Annotated in this window: 17 protein-coding genes; 3 read left to right on the top strand and 14 right to left on the bottom strand. The window is 73.9% G+C overall.

From position 1 onward, the window contains the following. Positions 1-83: 83 nt before the first annotated feature. Genes Q7L65_RS17580 through Q7L65_RS17540 form a run of 9 tightly spaced genes read right to left on the bottom strand, consistent with a single transcriptional unit; the run spans position 84 to position 8,243 of the window. On the bottom strand, positions 84-869 hold the full coding sequence (locus Q7L65_RS17580; protein WP_304723044.1) for a TIGR03619 family F420-dependent LLM class oxidoreductase: 786 nt from the start codon (positions 867-869) through the stop codon (positions 84-86). After that, positions 866-1,693 carry an N-acyl homoserine lactonase family protein gene (locus Q7L65_RS17575; RefSeq protein ID WP_304723042.1) on the bottom strand — a complete coding sequence of 276 codons (828 nt, stop codon included), beginning with the start codon at positions 1,691-1,693 and terminating at the stop codon, positions 866-868. The genes Q7L65_RS17580 and Q7L65_RS17575 overlap by 4 nt, the downstream gene beginning before the upstream one ends. Further along, positions 1,690-2,526: an enoyl-CoA hydratase-related protein gene (locus Q7L65_RS17570; protein WP_304723040.1), complete on the bottom strand. Its 837-nt coding sequence runs from the start codon at positions 2,524-2,526 to the stop codon at positions 1,690-1,692. The genes Q7L65_RS17575 and Q7L65_RS17570 overlap by 4 nt, the downstream gene beginning before the upstream one ends. Continuing rightward, positions 2,510-3,208: an EthD domain-containing protein gene (locus Q7L65_RS17565; RefSeq protein WP_304723039.1), complete on the bottom strand. Its 699-nt coding sequence runs from the start codon at positions 3,206-3,208 to the stop codon at positions 2,510-2,512. Before Q7L65_RS17565 ends, Q7L65_RS17570 begins: the two co-directional genes overlap by 17 nt. Further along, the gene (locus Q7L65_RS17560; RefSeq protein ID WP_304723037.1) at positions 3,205-4,359 is read right to left on the bottom strand and encodes an acetyl-CoA acetyltransferase; all 1,155 of its coding nucleotides are present in this window, start codon (positions 4,357-4,359) and stop codon (positions 3,205-3,207) included. The genes Q7L65_RS17565 and Q7L65_RS17560 overlap by 4 nt, the downstream gene beginning before the upstream one ends. Then, positions 4,352-4,759: a Zn-ribbon domain-containing OB-fold protein gene (locus tag Q7L65_RS17555; RefSeq protein WP_304723036.1), complete on the bottom strand. Its 408-nt coding sequence runs from the start codon at positions 4,757-4,759 to the stop codon at positions 4,352-4,354. Before Q7L65_RS17555 ends, Q7L65_RS17560 begins: the two co-directional genes overlap by 8 nt. After that, positions 4,756-5,799, bottom strand: a complete 1,044-nt coding sequence (locus Q7L65_RS17550) for an acyl-CoA dehydrogenase family protein (RefSeq protein WP_304723034.1) — start codon at positions 5,797-5,799, stop codon at positions 4,756-4,758. The genes Q7L65_RS17555 and Q7L65_RS17550 overlap by 4 nt, the downstream gene beginning before the upstream one ends. A gap of 6 nt (positions 5,800-5,805) precedes the next feature. Next, entirely contained in the window at positions 5,806-6,942 is a 1,137-nt protein-coding gene (locus Q7L65_RS17545; protein ID WP_304723033.1) for an acyl-CoA dehydrogenase family protein, read from the bottom strand. Positions 6,943-6,977: 35 nt separating this feature from the next. Further along, positions 6,978-8,243: a CaiB/BaiF CoA-transferase family protein gene (locus Q7L65_RS17540; protein WP_304723032.1), complete on the bottom strand. Its 1,266-nt coding sequence runs from the start codon at positions 8,241-8,243 to the stop codon at positions 6,978-6,980. A gap of 233 nt (positions 8,244-8,476) precedes the next feature. Here Q7L65_RS17540 and Q7L65_RS17535 point away from each other — a divergent pair, with 233 nt between their 5' ends. Further along, positions 8,477-9,304 carry an SDR family NAD(P)-dependent oxidoreductase gene (locus Q7L65_RS17535; RefSeq protein ID WP_304723030.1) on the top strand — a complete coding sequence of 276 codons (828 nt, stop codon included), beginning with the start codon at positions 8,477-8,479 and terminating at the stop codon, positions 9,302-9,304. A gap of 94 nt (positions 9,305-9,398) precedes the next feature. Continuing rightward, the gene (locus Q7L65_RS17530; protein WP_304723029.1) at positions 9,399-11,444 is read left to right on the top strand and encodes a GAF domain-containing protein; all 2,046 of its coding nucleotides are present in this window, start codon (positions 9,399-9,401) and stop codon (positions 11,442-11,444) included. Here the strand turns inward: Q7L65_RS17530 and Q7L65_RS17525 are convergent. Next, entirely contained in the window at positions 11,441-11,896 is a 456-nt protein-coding gene (locus tag Q7L65_RS17525) for a MaoC family dehydratase (protein ID WP_304723027.1), read from the bottom strand. The two genes, Q7L65_RS17530 and Q7L65_RS17525, sit on opposite strands and share 4 nt — an antisense overlap. Before the next feature lie 124 nt (positions 11,897-12,020). Between Q7L65_RS17525 and Q7L65_RS17520 the strand changes: the two genes are divergently transcribed. Further along, complete coding sequence (locus Q7L65_RS17520) at positions 12,021-13,421, top strand: MmgE/PrpD family protein (protein ID WP_304723025.1); 1,401 nt, start codon at positions 12,021-12,023, stop codon at positions 13,419-13,421. 3 nt (positions 13,422-13,424) lie between these two features. Here Q7L65_RS17520 and Q7L65_RS17515 read toward each other — a convergent pair whose 3' ends face one another. From Q7L65_RS17515 to Q7L65_RS17500, 4 genes are read right to left on the bottom strand one after another with little or no spacing between them, the layout of a single operon-like run. Continuing rightward, on the bottom strand, positions 13,425-14,504 hold the full coding sequence (locus tag Q7L65_RS17515) for a zinc-binding dehydrogenase (protein WP_304723023.1): 1,080 nt from the start codon (positions 14,502-14,504) through the stop codon (positions 13,425-13,427). Continuing rightward, positions 14,501-16,462, bottom strand: a complete 1,962-nt coding sequence (locus Q7L65_RS17510; RefSeq protein WP_304723021.1) for a hydantoinase B/oxoprolinase family protein — start codon at positions 16,460-16,462, stop codon at positions 14,501-14,503. The genes Q7L65_RS17515 and Q7L65_RS17510 overlap by 4 nt, the downstream gene beginning before the upstream one ends. Further along, positions 16,459-18,528, bottom strand: a complete 2,070-nt coding sequence (locus Q7L65_RS17505) for a hydantoinase/oxoprolinase family protein (protein WP_304723019.1) — start codon at positions 18,526-18,528, stop codon at positions 16,459-16,461. The genes Q7L65_RS17510 and Q7L65_RS17505 overlap by 4 nt, the downstream gene beginning before the upstream one ends. After that, positions 18,525-18,746 (bottom strand): hypothetical protein, encoded by a 222-nt coding sequence (locus Q7L65_RS17500; protein WP_304723017.1) that lies wholly within the window; start codon positions 18,744-18,746, stop codon positions 18,525-18,527. Before Q7L65_RS17500 ends, Q7L65_RS17505 begins: the two co-directional genes overlap by 4 nt. Positions 18,747-18,786: the final 40 nt, after the last annotated feature.

Here is an 18,786-nt window from a genome sequence, read left to right as displayed (position 1 = left end):
TGCTCCTCCGTTGACTGCCCATGTCCATCATTCCGGTCTGCTGTCGCCGCGTCTGGCGGCGGCCGGCGCGGCGCTGTAGGCACTCACAATTGGCCGGCGAGCTGCTCCAGCGCGCGCAGCGCCTCGGCGGGCGCGACCGTCAGCCCGGCGGCGACGCCGTCGGCGCCCGCGGCGCGCATCGCGCCGACCGCCTCGACGAGCTGCGGCGGCGCCGGCGCGCTGACGCGCGGGACGATCCGCAGCTGCGGCCAGCGTGCCTTCGCCCGCGCCACGTCGTCGGCGCCGAGCAGGATCGGGTGCCACGTCGCGCCGAGCGCCAGCGCCCGCGCGGCGGCGCGCTGCGAGGCGCCGCCGATCCAGATCTGCGGCGGCGGCTCGGGCAGCGGCCCGAACGTCGCCTGCTCGAACTGCCACAGCGCTCCGTGGAAGTCCGGCGTGCCGGCCCACAGCGCGCGCATCACCGCGATCGCCTCGTCGGTGCGCCGGCCGCGCCCCGCGAACGGCACGTTCATGAAGCGGAACTCGTCGGCGTGCCAGCCGACGCCGAGCCCCAACCGCAGACGCCCGCCCGACAGCTGCTGCAGGTCGGCGGCCTGCTTGGCGAGCAGGAACGGGTCGTGCAGCGGTGCCACCAGCACGGAGGTGCCGAGCGCGACGCGGCGGGTGCGCGCGGCGATGAACGCCAGCAGCGGCAGCGGGTGCACGACGTGGCCGTACGCCGCCGCCGCGTCGGGCCCGACGACGACGTGCTCGGTCGCCCAGACGGCGTCGAAGCCCGCCTCCTCGGCGGCGCTCGCGAGCGCGACGACGTCGGCGGCGCGCGCCTGCGGATGCGCGTTGGAGAGGTGCAGGCCGAGTTCGAAGGTCATCGCGCGCGCTCGATCCGCACCGCGAGGTCCGCCAGCGCGGGGCTCACGGCCGGGAAGCGCTCCATCACGGCGGGGTCGTGGCCGACCACGACCGGCAGCCCGTCGTCCTGCAGTCCCCGCAGCAGCGCGAGCGCGGCGTATGACCGTTCGAGGTCGGCGAACACGTCGAACGGACGGTCGTGCGTCAGCTCCTCGTAGAAGTGCGCCGCGTCGGACGCGAGCACGACGTCGCCGGCGCGCGTCGCGACGCGCAGGATCTGCTGACCGGGCGAGTGACCTCCGACGCGGATCGCCGTCACGCCCGGCACGACCGCCTGCTCGGCGCCGACCGCGGTCACGCGGCCCGCGCGGCGCGCCGCCGCGACCTGCTCCAGCTCGTCGCGCTCGGCCGAGCCGGCGAAGCACGGCCGGTCGGCGTACGGACCGCTCCAGAACTCCAGCTCGCGCGCGTCGACGAACAGCTGCGCGCGCGGGAACAGCCCGAGGTTGCCGGTGTGGTCGTAGTGCAGGTGCGTGACGATCAGCTCCGTCACGGACGCGGGGTCGACACCGAGCCGCGCGAGCGCCTCCCCCGTGTCGCACAGCAGCGTGCGCCCGCGCCGCGCGCCGGCCGCCGCGCCGAAGCCGGTGTCGACCACGATCGTCTGCTCGCCGCGCCGCAGCAGCCAGAAGTAGTAGTCCATCCGCTCCTCGGCGTCGGGCTCGCCGTACTCGGACCAGCGGTAGTAGAGCGCGCTCCTGCGCGTCAGCAGCGTACCGTAGCGCACGGCGAGGACCTCGTCGAAGGGCGCCGACGCGGCACCCGAGGGCTCGGTCGCGCTCATCCCAGCGGCGGGAAGTCGGGCGCGCGCCGCTCTGTGAAGCTCGCGACGCCCTCGGCCAGGTCCGGCCGGTCCAGCGACGCGTACATCGCCTCCTCGGCGGCGGCGTAGGCCGCGTCGAGCCCGCGTTCGAGGTCGTCCTGGACCTGGCGCTTGATCACCGCCATCGACGCCGGCGAGCTGTGGGTCGCCAGCTCGCGCGCGTACGCCCAAGCGGCGTCGAGCGCCTCGCCCCTGCCGACGACGCGGTTGACGAGCCCCAGCTGCAGTGCCTCCTCGGCCAGCACGACGCGCGCCGACAGCAGCAGGTCGAGCGCCGCCGCCGGCCCGACGAGCCGCGTCAGCAGCCACGCGAGGCCGTGCTCGGCGATCAGCCCGCGCCGCGCGAACGCGGTCGTCAGCTTCGCGCCCTCCGCGGCGATGCGCACGTCGCACATCGCCGCGAGCATCAGCCCCATCCCGGCCGCCGCGCCGTTGACGGCGGCGATCACGGGCTTCGGCAGCGTGCGCACGAACGTGTGGCGGCGGTCGTCGACGATCTCCGGGTGGTTGCCCGGCGAGATCTCGTTCAGGTCGCCCATGTCCGCGCCGGCGCAGAAGCCGCGCCCGGCGCCGGTCACGACGATCGCCCGCACGCCCGGGTCGGCGCCGGCCCGCGCGAGCGCGTCGTGGTAGGCGAGCCCCAGCTGCGGGGTCCAGGCGTTCAGGCGCGAAGGACGGTTGAGCGTGACCGTCGCGACGCGCTCGGCGACGTCGTAGAGCACGAGCGGCTCGTCGCCGGCCGATGCATCCGGCGCCGCGGCCTTCGCCGCCCCCGGCTCAGAGGTACTCGACATAGCTGATCGGGGAGCGCTCGTGGTCGATGAAGTTGCGCTCGTCGACGTACAGCTCGGTCATCAGCGGCAGCTCGGCGAGTCTCGCCTGCCACGCCAGCGAGTCGAAGAACCACTCGACGATCCCGTCGACGTCGTGCCCGCCGACGCCCGCGACCGCGGCCGCGCGCTCGCTCGCGTAGTCGACGCCGTGGAACTGGCGGTAGACGAAGTCCGGGATCAGCATCGACAGCTTCGTGTGCTCCAGCCGCCAGAAGTCGTGCATCTGCTGCAACGTTCTGTCCGCCGGCCGGCGCACCGCGAAGAGGCCGCCGAGCGGGCCGTCGCCCGCGATGAACGTCTCCTCCGTGCCGGCGACGGCGACCGACGCGCGCGCGTCGATCGCGTCGCCGAGCCGCGCGGCGGCGCCCTCCAGCGCCGCCGTCAGCTCGTCGGCGAGGCCCGCGCGGCCGGCGACCGACAGCGCGCCCGCGTAGCCGGCCTGGTCGTAGCCGTCGCGCTCCTCAGCGGTCAGCGCCGCCTTCGGCGCGCGGTCGTCGACGCCGATCCCGGCGATCGCGACCGCGCCCTGCGGCACGCGCTCGGCCAGCAGCTCGCGCTCGCCGGCGAGCCGCTCGCGCAGCTCCCCGACGGCGGGACCGGCGGCCAGCAGCAGCGTCACCTTCGTGCGGCTCGTGGTGCTCACAACGTCGCCTCCGTTCCGAGGATCGCGGTCGCCTGGCTGGACAGGACGTCGCCGTTGCCGTGCGCCAGCGCGACGTTCGCGCCGCGCACCTGGCGCGCGTCGGCCTCGCCGCGCAGCTGGCGCGTCGACTCGATCAGCGTGAAGATCCCGTACATGCCGGGGTGGCAGTAGGAGAGCCCGCCGCCGTTGGTGTTGACCGGCAGCTCGCCGCCGGGCGCGATCCGGCCGCCTGCGACGAACGCGCCGCCCTCGCCCTTGGCGCAGAAGCCGAGGTCCTCGAGGAACAGGATCGGGTTGATCGTGAACGCGTCGTAGAGCTGCACGACGTCGACGTCCGCGGCCGTCAGGCCGGCCATCTCGAACGCGCGGGCGCCCGAGTCCTGCGCGCACGTGACGGTCAGGTCCGGCATCTGCGAGATGTTCTGGTTCCAGGTCGCCTCGCCGGCGCCGAGCAGGTAGACCGGCGGGCGGCGCAGCTCCCTCGCGCGCTCGGCGCTCGTCATGATCACCGCCCCGCCGCCGTCGGTCACGAGGCAGCAGTCGCGCGTCGTCAGCGGCGAGCAGACGGTGCGCGCGGACAGCACCTCCTCGATCGTCAGCGGGTCGCGCGCGAACGCGCGCGGGTTCAGCTGCGCCCAGCCGCGCGCCGAGACGGCGACCTCGGCGAGCTGCTCGCGCGTGGTGCCGTACTGGTGCATGTGGCGCGCCGCGGCGAGCGCATACATGCCGATCGGCCGCCGCGCCGCGTAGACGTCCTCGTAGGCGAAGACCTGGCCGGCGCCCTTCAGCGCGCCGCCGCCCGAGCGCTGCGTCGAGCCGTACGCGATCAGCGCGACCTCGCAGAGGCCGGCGTCGATCGCCGCCGCCGCGTGCAGCGCGTGCGACAGGAACGAGCTGCCGCCCGTCATCGTCGTGTCGTGGTAGCGCGGCCGCACGCCGAGGTACTCGGCGACGCTCAGCGCCGGCAGCGGGAAGCCGATCGAGGCGGTGAAGATGCCGTCGACGTCGGCCTTCTCCAGGCCCGCGTCGGCGAGCGCCGCGACCGTCGCCTGGCCGATCAGGTCGAGGTCGTCGACGCCCTCGCCGACGATCCCGAGATCGGACTCGGCGATGCCCACGATCGCGGTCCGCCCGCGCAGTCCGTCAGCCATCGTGCACCTCCGTCGCGAGCGCCGCGCGCAGCGCCGGCTCGCCGTCGAGCTCGCCGGCGACGACGAGCACCTCCCGCCCGATCGGCGGCTCGTCGGGCGTCGCGTCGTCGATCCGCACCATCACGCGAATCCCCTCCTCGAGGTCGACGAGCGCGACCGTGTACGGGTCGACGCCGCGCAGGTGCACGGTCGTCGCCGAGTAGACCGTGCCGCGTCCGCCGCTGTCGCGCCACGCCAGCTGCGTCGAGCCGCAGGCGGGGCACAGCACGCGCGGGAAGAAGACCGCCTCGCCGCACGTCTCGCAGCGCTGGTACGGCACGGCGCCGCCGCGCAGACGCTCCCAGTACTCGGCGCCGGGCGTCAGCGAGCGCACCTCGGCGCCCTGCGCCGCGCTGCTCATGCCGTCACCCGCGACGGGGCCGCCGCGTCGCGCAGCCGCTGCGCGGCGAGCCGCGCCACGCTGCGACGATGCTCGTCGCCGCTGCCCAGCTGCGCCGCGCTCGCATGCGCGCGCTTGAAGATCCAATGCACGTCCGCCTCCCATGTGAATCCGATGCCGCCGTGCGCCTGGATCGCCATCGCGGCGACCCTGCGCGCGGCGCTTGCCGCGCTCGCCTTCGCCATCGCGGACGCCGCCGGCAGCTGCGCCCGGTCGGCGTCGGCGGCCCAGGCCGCGAAGTAGGTCGCCGAGCGCGCCGCCTCGGTCAGCGCGAGCATCTCGGCGCAGCGGTGCGAGACGCCCTGGAAGGCGCCGACCGGCCGGCCGAACTGCTTGCGCTCCTTGACGTACGCGACGGTCATGTCGAGCGCGCGCTGCGCGAGGCCGGTCAGCTCGGCGGCGAGCGCGACCTCGGCCCGCTGCAGGCCGCCCGCGACGTCGCCGGCCAGCGGCTCGCCGGCCTCTGCGGCGACCTGCACGCGCGCCCAGCGGCGCGTCAGGTCGATCCCGTCGTAGGGCTCCACTCGCGCCTCCTGCGCGGGCACGACGCGGGCGCTGCCGTCGTCGCCCACGAGCACGATCGCGGCCGCCCGCTCAGCGTCGGGCACAGCAGCGGCGACGCCGTCGCGCACGCGCGCGACCGTCGCCGTCTGCTCGCCGCTCGCGATCCCCGGCAGCCAGCGCGCGCGCTGCTCGTCCCGGCCGGCGAGGTCGATCACGAGCGCGGCGCAGACGTCGGCCACCAGCGGCGAGGGCGTCAGCGCGTAGCCGACCTGCTCCAGCACCGCGACCAGCTCGACGAGCCCGAGGCCGACGCCGCCGTGCGCCTCGCCGATCGCGAGGCCCGGCCAGCCCAGCTCGACGATCTCGCGCCACAGCGCCTCGTCGTAGGCGCGCTCCTGTGCCGCCGCGCGCACGCGCTCCAGCGGCGCGCGCCGTGCGAGCAGGTCGCGCGCGGAGCGCTTGATCTCCTCCTGCTCGTCGTCGAATGCGAATCGCATGGTCCCTCAGTGCAGTCGCGGGAGGCCGAGCACGCGCTCGGCGACGATGTTCTTGATGATCTCGGTGGTGCCGCTCTCGATCGTGTCGCCGCGCGAACGCAGCAGCTCGAACCCCCACGGCGAGTCGAGCGCGAGCGCCTCGCCGCCGAGCAGCTCGACCGCCGCCTCGGTCACCGCCTGGTCGGTCTCCGACCAGATCCACTTGATGATCGATCCCTCGGGACCGGGTCTGCCGTAGCGGATCTCGCTCGTGACGTTGCGGTACGCCGTCTGGCGCACGGCCTCGACCTGGATGTGCAGCTCGCCGAGGCGGGTCGCGACCGCGGCGTCGTCGAGCAGGCCGCGCCGATCGGCGATCGCCGTCAGACGGTCGAGCAGGATCTTCGCCTGGAAGGACTTGCCGAAGACGAGCCCGGAGCGCTCGTTGGAGAGCGTCGTCATCGCGACGGCCCAGCCGGCGCCGACGCCGCCGAGAACATGCTCGTCGGGCACGAACGCGCCCTCCAGGAAGACCTCGTTGAACTCCGCCTGACCGGTGATCTGCAGCAGCGGACGGATCTGGACCGCGTCCTGCTCCATGTCGAGCAGGAAGTACGTCAGGCCCTTGTGCCGCGGCTGCTCGGCATCGCTGCGCGCCAGCAGCAGGCACCACTTGGCGTCGTGCGCGAAGCTCGTCCAGACCTTCTGCCCGGTGATCCGCCAGCCGCCGTCGACCTGCGCGGCGCGCGTCGCGACGGCCGCCAGGTCGGAGCCGGCGCCGGGCTCGGAGAAACCCTGGCACCAGATCTCCTCGGCCGACAAGATCGGCGCGAGGAAGCGCTCGCGCTGCAGCTCGCTGCCGTGCGCCATGATCGTCGGGCCCGCGAGCGTGATGCCGATCACGTTGACCGGCGGCGGCGCCTCGGCGCGCGCCAGCTCCTCGTTGTAGATCGCGGACTCGATCAGCGTCGCGCCGCGGCCGCCGTACTCGACCGGCCAGTGCACGCCGGCCCAGCCGCCGGAGTGCAGTCGCCGGTCCCACGCGCGCCGGTGTTCGAACGAGGCGCGCTCCTGCGCCGGAGTCTCCCCGGGAGGGTTCTGTCGCAGCCACTCCCGCAGCTCGTCGCGGAAGGCCGTCTCCTGTGTCGTCAAGCCGAGATCCATCGCGACAGGGACGCTAGGCGACGACCGTTTCGCCGTCAGGCGGGTGCCGTGCGAGGCTTGTCGACCTCCCCAACCGACCCGTTCGAGGCGGCCTCGGAGGAGGCTGCGGCGGCCGCCTCCGCGGCCAGCTCGGCGCGAATCTCGTCGCCGTGCTCGTCCAGCAGCGGCGCGCGGCCGTGCACGCCCGCCGGCGTCTCGCTGAACTTGATCGGCTGACCCGCGACGGTGACCGTGCGGTCCATGCCGGGGTGGTCGATCTCGACGAGCATGTCGCGCGCCCGCACGTGCGGGTCCTCGAAGATGTCGACGACGGTGTTGACCGGCGCCGCCGGCACGAGGTCGCCGAGCTCGTCGACGACCTCTCTCTTCGTGCGCACCGACGTCCAGGCCGTCAGCAGCGCCTTCACCTCGTCGCGGTGCTCGACGCGCTCCACGATCGTTCTGAAGCGCGGGTCGTCGATCAGCTCCGGCTGGCCCATGATCGTGCACAGGCGTCTCCAGCGCGGCGGCGTCGGTGCGCACACGACGACCCAGCCGTCCTTCGCTCTGACGACGTCGAACGGGCTCCACATCGGGTGGCCGTTGCCCTGCGGGACCGGCACCTCGCCGCGGTAGGAGTACTGGTAGACGATCCGCTCGCACAGCGACAGGACGGCGTCGTACATCGCGACGTCGACGTACTGCCCCTCCCCCGTCGCGCGCGCACGCACGATCGCGGCGAGCACGCCGACGGTCGTCAGCGTGCCGGGAAAGATGTCGCCGACGCCCGGGCCGACCTTGATCGGCGTGCCGTCGACGGTGCCGGTGATGCCGAGCACCCCGCCCATCGCCTGTGCGACGAGGTCCATCGACGGTCGGTGCGCGTACGGGCTCTCGCCGCCGCGCGGGTCGCCGAAGCCGCGCGTGGAGGCGTAGACCAGGCGCGGGTTCTCCGCGCGCAGCCGCTCGTAGGAGAGGCCGAGGCGGTCCATCACGCCGACGGTGAAGTTCTCCACCAGCGCGTCGGCGCCGCGCACGAGCGCGAGCAGCTCCTCGACGCCCTCCGCTGTCTTGAGGTCGATCACGATCCCGCGCTTGCCGCGGTTGACGCTGTTGAAGTAGCCGCCGAACGCGCGCAGCTCGTCCTCGTCGGCGTACGGCCCGAGCGTGCGGGTGACGTCGCCGTGCGGCGGCTCGACCTTGATCACGTCGGCGCCGAGGTCGGCCAGCAGCATCGTCGCGAACGGACCCGCCAGCGCGTGCGTGAGGTCGACCACGCGGATGCCCTCCAGCGGCCCGCCCGACTGCTGCTCGCTGCTCATCGCTGCTCCTCTGGTGGTGTGCGGAGCGACGCGAGGCGAAGGCGCATGCGCGCAGCGCACGCCGCCGCCATCGGACGCCGTGCGGCAGAGGCTACGACGCTCGGCCGGCGGGCCCGGTGCGCGGACGCGGCCGGCGTTGTCGAGAGGTACAAGCCGCGCGCCCCCGGCCGCTCCCGCCGGCGCCGCGGGGCGGCTAGCGTCGCCCTGCCGTTCTCCAGAAAGGGACACACGCAATGGGAATCTTGGATGGTCGCGTCGCGATCGTCACCGGCTCGGCTCGCGGCATCGGACGCGCCACGGCCGAGCTGCTCACCGACGCCGGTGCGCGAGTGGTCGTCAACGACCTCGACGCCGACGCGGCGCGCGCGGCGGCCGACGAGATCGCCGGCGAGACGGCGCTGCACACGGGCGACCTGACCAAGGCCGGCGAGCCCGAGCGGCTCGTGCAGACCGCGATCGACGCGTGGGGACGGCTCGACATCGTCGTCAACAACGCCGGCTACGCGCTCGACGGCGTCGTGCACAAGCTCAGCGACGACGCGTACCAGCGGATGCTCGACATCCACGCGGTCGTGCCCTTCAGAGTGCTGCGCGCGGCCGCGCCGCACATGCGCGAACCCGCGAAGGCCGAGCGCGACGAAGGCGTCGAGGTCTTCCGCAAGGTCGTCAACGTCACCTCGATCGCGGGCACGATGGGCGCGCCGGGCCAGGCCAACTACGCCGCCGGCAAGGCGGCGATGGTGGGTCTCACCAAGACGGTCGCGAAGGAGTGGGCGCAGTTCAAGATCAACGTCAACGCGGTCGCCTTCGGCTGGGTGCAGACGCGCCTGACCGGCTCGATGGACGCCGACAACGCGATCGAGATCGACGGCGAGCGCGTCCAGCTGGGGATCCCAGAGCGGATCCGCGACACCGCGCCGCAGCTGGCGCCGCTGGGCCGCCCGGCGACCCCGCAGGAGGCGGCCGGCGGCATCTTCCTGCTGTGCACCCCGTGGTCCAACTTCGTCCACGGTCAGGTTCTCAACGTGACAGGTGGGCAGGCGATCGGAATGGTCGCGTGAGAGATAGTGAATGAAGGACACCGGTGAGTAGGTTTCTACTCACCGGTTGAACCGTGATGTAGCCTTGCTCGACGTTCGGTCGGAGGAGAGAGAAGTGACCGTGTACGCAGTTCGTGCGGCTGAGGAGCCGCACGGCACCCACGAGCCCGACGTCGAGGACGTCGTCGCGGCCTTCGATGCGATCGCCGCTGCGCTGAGCGCCGAGACGGACCTCGACGGCCTGCTGCACCTGATCGCCGAGCGCGTCTGCCACGTCACCGGCGTCAGCCGCTGCGCGCTGTACCTGCGCGACACCGACCACGGCCTCTTCCGCGGCAAGGTCGCCCACCCCGGCCCGCGCCGCGACGCCGACGCCTGGATGGCGCGCTCGGTCGCGGGGATCGAGGCCGACAGATTCACCCAGGAGATCCTCGCCACCAAGGAGCCGGTGCTGATCGTCAACGCGCTGGAGGATCCGCGCCCGATGCGGCGCGCGATGCTGGAGTGGGACATCCACTCGATGCTCGGCGTCCCGATGATCCTGCGCGACGAGGTGCTCGGCCTGCTGTTCCTCGACAACGGCGCCGTGCCGCACGTCTTCACGCCCGCCGCGCAGCGCCTCGCCGCTGCGCTCGCGAACCTCAGCGCCGTGGCGATCTCGCAGGCGCGCCGCGGCGCCGAGATGCGCGACACGCTGCAGACGGTGGTGCGCCAGAACCGCCTGCTGCGACAGGTCTCCGCGATGGACGACCAGCTCAGCCAGCAGGTGCTCGACGGCGCCAGCCTGGAGGAGATCGCCGACTCGATCGTCACGATGACGACCCACCCGTGCGGGATCTACGACGCCGGCTGCCAGCAGCTCGCGCTGGCGCTGGCCGACGCCGACGAGACGGCGGTGCCGCGGCTGATGGACCCCGCGGTCCGCTGCGCGCCGGAGGTCTCCGCCGCGCTGGCGCAGCTGCAGCCGGGTCAGCCGAGAGTGATCGGCCCGTTCCCGTCGCTGGGTCTGCACCGCCGTCACCTCGTCGCGCGCGTGCAGGGTCGCGGCGACGCCTGCGGCTACGTCGTGCTGGTCGACCACGGCCGCCGGCTGACGACCTATGACGCGATGCTCGCGCGCCGTGCCGCGACGATGGTCGCGCTCGAGCTGAGCGCCGAGCGGCGCGCGGTCGACGCCGACCGCCACGCGCGCGAGTCGCTCGTGCGCGACCTGCTGCACGGCCTCGACGAGCAGCGCTCGCTCGGGCGCCGCGCCGGCTTCCACCAGCTCGCGCTCGACGTGCCGCACGTCGTCTGCCTCTTCCACCGCCGGCCCAGCTCCGACGGCTCGGCGCCGGCGGTCGCCGACGTGCACGCGGCGTTCGCGCGCGTCGGCCTCGTCGAGCGCCCGTTCTGCGCCGCGGTCGAGGCCGGCGTCGCGCTGCTGCTGCGGCTGCCCGACGACGTGCACGCGCGCGCCGGGATCGCGGCGGCGAAGCGGCGCGTCGAGGAGGTCGTCGCGGCGATCGCCCCCGACGGCGGCGTCGTGGCGGCCGTCTCGCCCGTCTGCCGCGCGATCCCCGACTATCCGCGCGCGATCGCCGAGTGCGAGCGCACGGTGCAGTGCATGACCTCGCTGCTGGCCGACGAGAGCATCACGGTGCTGGCGACCGACGACCTCGGCGCGGGGCGGCTGCTGCTCGCCTCGACGAACCCGGAGACGGCCGAGCGCTTCGCGCTCGACGCCGCCGGCGCGCTGCTGGAGGACTCCAGCGACCGCGTCCAGCTGCTCGCGACGCTCGCCGCCTTCTGCGACTCCAACCGCAACGTGCGCGCGACCGGCAGCATCCTCGGCATCCACGAGAACACCGTCCGCTACCGGCTCGGCAAGATCCACGAGCTGACCGGCCTCGACGTGATGGCCGACGCGGAGGATCAGCTGACCGCGCAGTTCGCGATGCTCGTCTTCAAGCTGAGGGGCTGGATCGGCGGCTGGCGCGGTGCGCTCGCGGCGCCGGCGGCGACAGCGCCGGCGGCGGACGACGCGGACCCGGCGATCGCGGTGGGCAGCGCGGGTGCCGCCGCCCCCGCTGCCGCCCCCGCGGTCACGACGACGGCGGCGGTCGGCGCCGAGGTGATCGACATCGCGACCGCGGCGGGCACGACGCTGCCGGTCGTCTAGACGATCCAGCGCGAGACGGCGTCGGCGACGCACGCCGGCTTGTCGGCGCCCTCGCGCTCGAACGTCTGGCGCACGACGATCTGGATCCCGCCCGGCACCTCGGTCGCGCTCAGCAGCAGCGCGTGCATCCGCACGCGCGCGCCGACCGGCAGCGTCGCCGGGTAGCGCACGCGCTCGAAGCCGTAGTTGAGCCCGAACGAGAAGCCGGCGACGTCGAACACCTCGGTGTTCAGCAGCGGCCCCAGCGACAGCGTGTAGAGACCGTGCGCGATCGTCGAGCCGAAGTCGCTCGCGCGCGCCCGCTCGACGTCGACGTGGATCCACTGGAAGTCGCCGGTCGCCTGCGCGAACGCGTCGATCGCGGCCTGCGTGACGTCGTGCCAGGAGCTGACGCCGAGGTCGGCGCCGACCTGGTCCCGCAGTCCGTCGACGCCTTCGAGTCGTGTGATCATCGGCGCAGCGTAGAGGCGTCCGCGACGCCCGCGAGGGGGTGTGCGCGCAGCGGCTTGTGAGCCCCGACAACGGCGTCCGCGACACCGTTCGCGACGGCCCCGCGGGCGGTGCAGAGTGGCCTGCATGAGCGTGACGCGACAGCAGGACCGAGACGCGCGCGGCGCCGCCGGCGCCGGCTTCACCCCCGCGCTGGCGCAGCGGCTGGCCGGCTTCGAGCGCGCCGCGCTGCAGCCGACCGCGATCGAGCGCGCACGCCACTGCGTGCTCGACTGGCTCGCGACCGCGCTGACCGGGTCGGCCGAGCCGTCCGCGCGGATCGTGCAGTCGGTCGTGCGCGCGGAGGGCGGCGCGGCGCGCGCGGACGTGCTCGGCGCGCGGCTGCGCACGAGCGCCGTGCAGGCCGCGCTCGCCAACGGCCAGGCGGCCCACGCGATCGACTTCGACGACAGCTTCCCGCCCGCGCAGACGCACGGCAGCGCGTGCGTCGTGAGCGCCGCCTTCGCGCTCGCGCAGGCGCAGCGCGCGAGCGGCGCGACGCTGCTGGAAGGGGTCGTCGCCGGCTTCGAGGCGCTGCACCTGATCGGCCCGGCGATCGGCCCCTCCCACTACGCGCGCGGCTTCCACAACACGGGCACGCTCGGAGCGATCGGCGCGGCGGCGGCGGCCGGGCGCGTCGCCGGCCTCGACGCGCAGCGGCTCGCCGTCGCGCTCGGGATCGCGGCCGACCAGGGCGCCGGCCTGAAGGCCGTCTTCGGCACGATGGCCAAGCCGCTCAACGCTGGCGCGGCGGCGAGCGGCGGCGTGCTCGCGACGCAGCTCGCCGCCGCCGGCTTCACGGCGCCCGGCGACGCGATCGAGGCGCCGGTCGGCTTCGCCTGGACGCACGCCGACGACTTCAGCGCGGCGCGCGCGCCGTTCGCCGACCCGGTCGGCGCGGGCATCGCCGGCAACGCCTTCAAGCTGCACGCCTGCTGCCATGCGACCCACTCGGCGCTGGAGGGCGTGCGGCAGATCCGGACGGCGCAGGCGATCGACCCGGACGCCGTCGAGCGGATCTCGCTGGAGGTCGCCGACGGCGCGCTCGACCTCTGCGCGATCGCCGCTCCCCGCACGGGCCTGGAAGGCAAGTTCAGCCTCGCCCACGTCGCGGCGCTCGCGCTCTGCGGCGCCGACACCGGACCGGCGGGCTTCACCGACGCCGCCGTCGCGGACGCGCGGCTGCGGGCGCTGAGCGAGCGCGTCGTGCTCGTGCCGGTGGCCGACCGCGGGCTGTTCTGCAGCCGCGTCGAGCTGACGCTCGCGGGCGGCGCGCGCCACAGCGCCGAGGTCGACGTGCTGGCGCCCGTCGCCGACGCCGGCCTCGCCGCCCAGTGGGACGTGCTGCGGTCGAAGTTCGACGCGCTCGCGACACCCGTCGTCGGCGCGGACCGCGCCGACGCGCTCGCCGCCGCCGTCGCGGAGTTGGAGCGGGCGCCGTCGCTCGACACGCTCGCCGCGGCCGCGCAGCCGGCCGCGGCAAGCTGAGTCCTACGGCACGACGACCCCGCGCACGACCGTGCCCGCGTGCATCGCGTCGAACGCCTCGTTGATCTGCTCCAGCGCGAACGTGCGCGTCACCATCGCGGCGAGGTCGAGGCGGCCCTGCTCGGCGAGGTCGACGAGCATCTGCAGGTCGCGGTGGACCTGCGCGGAGCCGTAGGTGCAGCCCTTGATCGTCTTCTCGTGGTGCAGCTCGAACGCGTTGAACGAGATCACGTCCTCGTTGCGCGCGGCGCCGACCATCACCGCCGTGCCGCCGCGGCGCGCCATCTCGTACGCCTGCATCATCGTCTGCGGCCGCCCGACGACCTCGAACGCGTAGTCGACGCCGCGCCCGCCGGTCAGCTCGCGCACCTGCTCGACGGGGTCGCCGTCGCCGGGGTCGACCAGGTCGGTCGCGCCGAACGCGGTCGCCACGTCGCGCTTGAGCGGGGTCGGGTCGACCGCGACGATCCGCGCCGCGCCGGCGATCGCCGCGCCCTGGATGACCGACTGCCCGACACCGCCGCAGCCGACCACCGCGACCGTCGAGCCCGGCTTCACGCGCGCCGTGTTCAACGCCGCGCCGACGCCGGTCGTGACGCCGCAGCCCAGCAGCGCGAGCTGCTCGCCCGGCAGGTCGGTCTCGACCTTCACCGCCATCGACTCGTCGATCACCATCTCGTCGGCGAACGTCCCGAGGCCGTTGAGCCCCTCCAGCCGGCCGTCGCCCTGCGCGCGCTGCGAATGCTTGACGTGGTGGACGACCGGGTGGTGGTCGCACAGGTTCGTCTCGTCGCGGACGCAGTGCCAGCACTGCCCGCAGGCCGCGTACAGCGCCGCGACGATGCGGTCGCCCGGCTTCACGCGCGTGACGTGCGCGCCGACTTCGAGCACCACGCCCGCGCCCTCGTGTCCCATGATCACGGGCAGCTCGAGCGGGTAGAGCCCGCTCATCGCCCACCAGTCGGAGTGGCAGACGCCGCTCGCCTCCACCTGCATGCGGACGTCCTTCGGTCCGAGCTCGAACGCGTCGATGCGCTCGATCACGAGCGGCTCGCCGTACTCGAGCAGGATCGCTCCCTTCATCGTGCCTCCCTCGTCGCCTCGCGCAGCGCGTCCGTCGCAGCCGCGTCGATGGTCAGTCCCTCCGGGTCGTGCGCGGGATCGCCGAGCACGACGACGCCGTAGTCGCGCGCCGCGCCGCCGACGCTCACGTAGCCGTCGCGCACGTCGCGCATCACCCGCTCCGGCGCGCGCGTGAACGGGTCGCCCCAGCCGCCGCCGCCGTTGGTGCGGTAGCGGTAGACGGCGCCGCGCGCGGTGTCGCGGATCGGCACGTCGGCGTAGAAGACGTACTCGCCCGCGGGATCGGGCAGCTGCGTCGCGGGGTCGAGCACGCCGCCGATCGCGATCGCCTCGCGGTAGCGCTGCGACCCGTCGTCCGGCAGCCGCCGTGCGTCCGCGACGTCGAACACGCCGGGCTCGAACAGCCACACGCCGCCGCCCGCGCCGTCGGCGCCGCCGTGCACGCCGAAGCCGCTGCGGTGGCGCAGGTGCAGCGGCGTCGAGTAGTGCTGCGCCGGCGTCAGCCACAGCGAGTCCTTCAGCACCGCCGCGCCGCCGCGGTTGACGCCCGCGCCGCCGGTGTCGGGCGCGTACTCCTTGCGCAGCAGGATCATCGGGCTCTCCGCCTCGCACGCCTCGACGGCGGTGTCGAGGTTGTTGCAGAGCATGATGACCTGGTAGCTGTCGGCGTCGCCGTGCTTCGTCGCGCCCCACGGCCCGTGCTCACCGCCGGCGTGCAGCGCGCTGACCCACGGCGTGCCGTCGTCGCGCACGCCGTTGGCGTTGTGCATGCAGCCGGAGCCGAGGTCGCCGCCGATCGCGTCCTCGCCGAGCACCCCGGCGAGCGCGCGGAAGATCGCGTGCACGACCGGCTGGCTGCTCTCCCAATAGACCATGATCGCGCCGTCGGGCGGCATCGCGGACACGAACGTCCCCGGCGGCAGCACGACGTCGAGCGGGCGGAACGCGCCGGAGGTGAAGGCGCCCTCGGAGTCGACGAGGAACTTCAGCGCGACCCCGACCGCGGTCTTCGTGTCCATCCAGCCGCAGTTGATGCACGTGCGCGCCTGGCGCGAGCTGCCGCTGAAGTCCAGCTCCGCGCGCCGGCCGCGCTTGACGATTCGCACTGCGACGCGAAACTGCTCCTCGGCGTCGACGCCGTCGGCGTCGATCGTGTCGCTGCCCTCGTAGACGCCGTCGGGGATCCGCTCCAGCGCGTCCGCCATCGCGTCGGCCGACTGGTCGCAGGCGTAGCGCATCGCGCCGACGCACGCCTCGGCGCCGTAGCGCTCGACCGTCTCGCGCAGCAGCCGCTCGCCGAGCAGCACGTTCTGGAAGATGCTCTTGACGTCCGGCAGCATCAGCTCGCCCATGCGCGCGTTGTCGAACAGGAGGCTGAAGGTCGAGCGGACCGGCTCGTCGTCCTGGTACATCAGCATCGGCGGGATCACGACGCCGTTCTCGTAGACGTTGCGCTTGGTCGCGCTGAAGCCGGCCGGGACCGTGCCGCCCATGTCGAGCATGTGCGCCTTCAGGTTGACGAAGCCGACGATTCGCTCGCCCGCGAAGACCGGCCGCACGAACAGGATGTCGTTGACGTGGTTGCCGACGCGGTAGGGGTCGTTGCAGACGAGCACGTCCCCGGGGCGCAGCCGCTCGGCGCCGTACTCCTCGACGATGTTGCGCGTCCCGTCGGCCATCGTGCCGAGGAACAGCGCGAGGCTGTCGCTGACCGCCGGCATCGGGTAGTCGTGCTCCGGCGGGCCGGAGATCGTCGCCGCGAAGTCGTACCAGTCGCGCAGCGACGCCGAGAAGGCGTTCGTCAGCAGACCGGTGCACATGTGCTTGACGACGTAGCGGTAGCGGCTCGCCAGCACGGTCGCGGTGAAGCGGTCGCAGTCGTAGCGCGCCTGGAAGGTCGCCTCGTCCAGCTCGCGCAGCGGCGTGCGCGCGGCGGCCGCGTTCGTCAGCTCGATCATCTCGTTCCTCTCGTCGTGCGCTCGATCGCGATCTCCGCCAGCTCGCCGACGGTCGCGACGCAGCCGGCCGGCACGAACGTCGTCGACATCGACTCGCGCACCAGCGCCGGCCCTTCGATGCGGTCGCCCGCGAGCAGCTGGTCGCGCGCGTGCTCGGTCGCCTGCTGCTGCTCGCCGAGCGCGCCGAGGTGGTGCAGCGGGATCGTGCGCAGCGGCACCGGCGCCCCGCCCTGCGCACGGCGCCCCAGCCGCGGGTAGTCGACCTTGTCGGACTCGACGACGACCTGCACGCGGTAGGTCACGCCCTGCACCGCGATCTGGTCGAAGCGGTTGCCGGTGCGCGCCTCGTACTCGCGGTGGAAGCTCTGCACCATCCGCTCGACGGCGGCCGCGTCGATCCGCCCCGCGGGCGCCTCGACGAACGGCGTCTCCCAGCTCTGGCCCAGCAGCCGCCCGTCGAAGCTGCGCAGCACCCGCGCGCGCCCGCGCGCATCCCCGACGCGCGCCAGCAGCCGCTCCTCCAACGCCGCGAAGACCGCGTCGATCTCCTCGGCGGCGGCCGCGTCCAGCAGCGTGTACGCGCTGCGGCTGTCGGCGTAGACGAGGTCGGCGCTGAGCAGGCCGAGCGCGCTGAAGAGGCCCGGATGCGGCGGCACGACGACGCGCCGCAGGCCGACCAGCTCCATCACCGACGGCAGCATCATCGGCCCCGCCGCGCCGTACGCGACGAGCGTGTAGTCGCGCGGGTCGACGCCGTGCGAGATCGCGATGTCGAGCAGCCCCTCGGCGATCGTGTTGAGCCCGAGGTTCCAGGCGTAGGCGACGCGCTGGGCGAAGTCGAACGGCAGCTCCAGCGCCGCGAAGGCGTCGCGCGCGAGGTCCTCGCGCAGTCTCATCCGCCCACCGGCGAAGCGCTCGCCGTCGAGGATCCCGATCAGCAGCGCCGCGTCGGTCATCGTCGGCGCCTGCCCGCCGCGGCCGTAGCAGGCGGGGCCGGGCTCGGCGCCCGCGCTGGCGGGGCCGACGCGCAGCTCGCCGGTCGAGGAGACGCTGACGATGCTGCCGCCGCCCGCGCCGAGCGTCGAGATCTCGGTCGAGAGCGCGTTGACGACGAGGTCGTGCTCGATCTCGAACGTCGTGTTCACGAACGGCCTGCCGTCGGTCACGATCGAGATGTCGCACGACGTCCCGCCGACGTCGGCGCAGACGAGGTTGGGCTCGTCGATCAACGTGCCGAAGTGGGCGCTGGAGACCGTGCCGGCGGCCGGCCCCGCGAAGATGATCCGCGCCGGGCTCTCCATCGCGAAGTCCGACGCGAGCAGCATCGCGGCGCAGTCGGCGAAGTTGAGGTCGCCGCCGAAGCCGAGCTCCCCGAGCCCGTGCTCCAGGCGCGCGGTGTAGCCGCCGTAGACGATCTTCATGATCACGTCGACGACGGTCGTGGAGGCGCGCGCGTACTCCTTCGCCAGCGGCGAGACCTCCGACGAGATCGAGCACGGCACGTCGCCGAGCACGTCGCGCACGAGCGCGCGCAGGCGGCGCTCGTGGTCCGGGTTGACGTAGGCGTGCAGCAGGCAGATGGCGACGCCCTCGACGTCGCAGCGGCGCAGCAGCTCCAGCTGCTCGCGCGCCTGCGCCGCGTCCAGCTCGATCAGCGGCGTGCCGTCGACGGTCATCCGCTCGCGCACGCCGCGGCGCAGGTAGCGCGGCACCAGCGGCGCGGCGGCGTCGCCGAAGGGCCGCCGCCAGGAGGCGTCGGTGAGCGCCTCGAACGGCCGCCACGTGTTGCCGACGTCGAGGATGTCGCGATGGCCCTCGGTCGTCAGGAAGGCGACCTTGCCGAGTCTGCGCGTGATGACCGCGTTGAGCCCGACGGTGCTGGCGTGGTTGAACGCGGCCATCTCCCGCGCGCCGACGATCGCGGCGCCCTCCAGCACCGCGTCCTCCGGCGCCGACGGCCGGCTGGGGACCTTGCCGGTGACGATCCGCCCGTCCACGATCGCGATCACGTCCGTGAACGTGCCGCCGACGTCGACGCCCATCATGCCGCTTGCCGCGGGGCTCACAGCGTGTCCGCCAGCAGCTCGATCGGACCGAGCCGCGACCACCGCTCGCGCGCGGCGCTGGCGAGGCAGCGCGGGCACTTGACGACCGTGAACCAGCCGCCCTCCGACAGCACCGGGTAGCGCTCCAGGCCGGATCCGCCGCACCCGCCGCACCTTCCGTCGACCGCCTCGCGCTCGACGTGCAGCGTCAGCTGCGTTGGTCGTGGATAGCCGCTCACGGCGTCTGCCTCCTTTGCTCGCCCGATGGCAGGCGCCCGC

Origin of the sequence: Conexibacter sp. CPCC 206217 (assembly GCF_030646165.1) — a bacterium.
Taxonomy (GTDB): domain Bacteria; phylum Actinomycetota; class Thermoleophilia; order Solirubrobacterales; family Solirubrobacteraceae; genus Conexibacter.
This window is presented reverse-complemented; position numbering and strand designations above follow the sequence as displayed.

Excerpts from the sequence above, each read along its gene's own strand:
- Q7L65_RS17580 (WP_304723044.1), bottom strand. The coding sequence starts at position 869 with ATGACCTTCGAACTCGGCCTGCACCTCTCCAACGCGCATCCGCAGGCG.
- Q7L65_RS17575 (WP_304723042.1), bottom strand. The coding sequence starts at position 1,693 with ATGAGCGCGACCGAGCCCTCGGGTGCCGCGTCGGCGCCCTTCGACGAG.
- Q7L65_RS17570 (WP_304723040.1), bottom strand. The coding sequence starts at position 2,526 with ATGTCGAGTACCTCTGAGCCGGGGGCGGCGAAGGCCGCGGCGCCGGAT.
- Q7L65_RS17560 (WP_304723037.1), bottom strand. The coding sequence starts at position 4,359 with ATGGCTGACGGACTGCGCGGGCGGACCGCGATCGTGGGCATCGCCGAG.
- Q7L65_RS17555 (WP_304723036.1), bottom strand. The coding sequence starts at position 4,759 with ATGAGCAGCGCGGCGCAGGGCGCCGAGGTGCGCTCGCTGACGCCCGGC.
- Q7L65_RS17550 (WP_304723034.1), bottom strand. The coding sequence starts at position 5,799 with ATGCGATTCGCATTCGACGACGAGCAGGAGGAGATCAAGCGCTCCGCG.
- Q7L65_RS17545 (WP_304723033.1), bottom strand. The coding sequence starts at position 6,942 with ATGGATCTCGGCTTGACGACACAGGAGACGGCCTTCCGCGACGAGCTG.
- Q7L65_RS17540 (WP_304723032.1), bottom strand. The coding sequence starts at position 8,243 with ATGAGCAGCGAGCAGCAGTCGGGCGGGCCGCTGGAGGGCATCCGCGTG.
- Q7L65_RS17535 (WP_304723030.1), top strand. The coding sequence starts at position 8,477 with ATGGGAATCTTGGATGGTCGCGTCGCGATCGTCACCGGCTCGGCTCGC.
- Q7L65_RS17525 (WP_304723027.1), bottom strand. The coding sequence starts at position 11,896 with ATGATCACACGACTCGAAGGCGTCGACGGACTGCGGGACCAGGTCGGC.
- Q7L65_RS17520 (WP_304723025.1), top strand. The coding sequence starts at position 12,021 with ATGAGCGTGACGCGACAGCAGGACCGAGACGCGCGCGGCGCCGCCGGC.
- Q7L65_RS17515 (WP_304723023.1), bottom strand. The coding sequence starts at position 14,504 with ATGAAGGGAGCGATCCTGCTCGAGTACGGCGAGCCGCTCGTGATCGAG.
- Q7L65_RS17510 (WP_304723021.1), bottom strand. The coding sequence starts at position 16,462 with ATGATCGAGCTGACGAACGCGGCCGCCGCGCGCACGCCGCTGCGCGAG.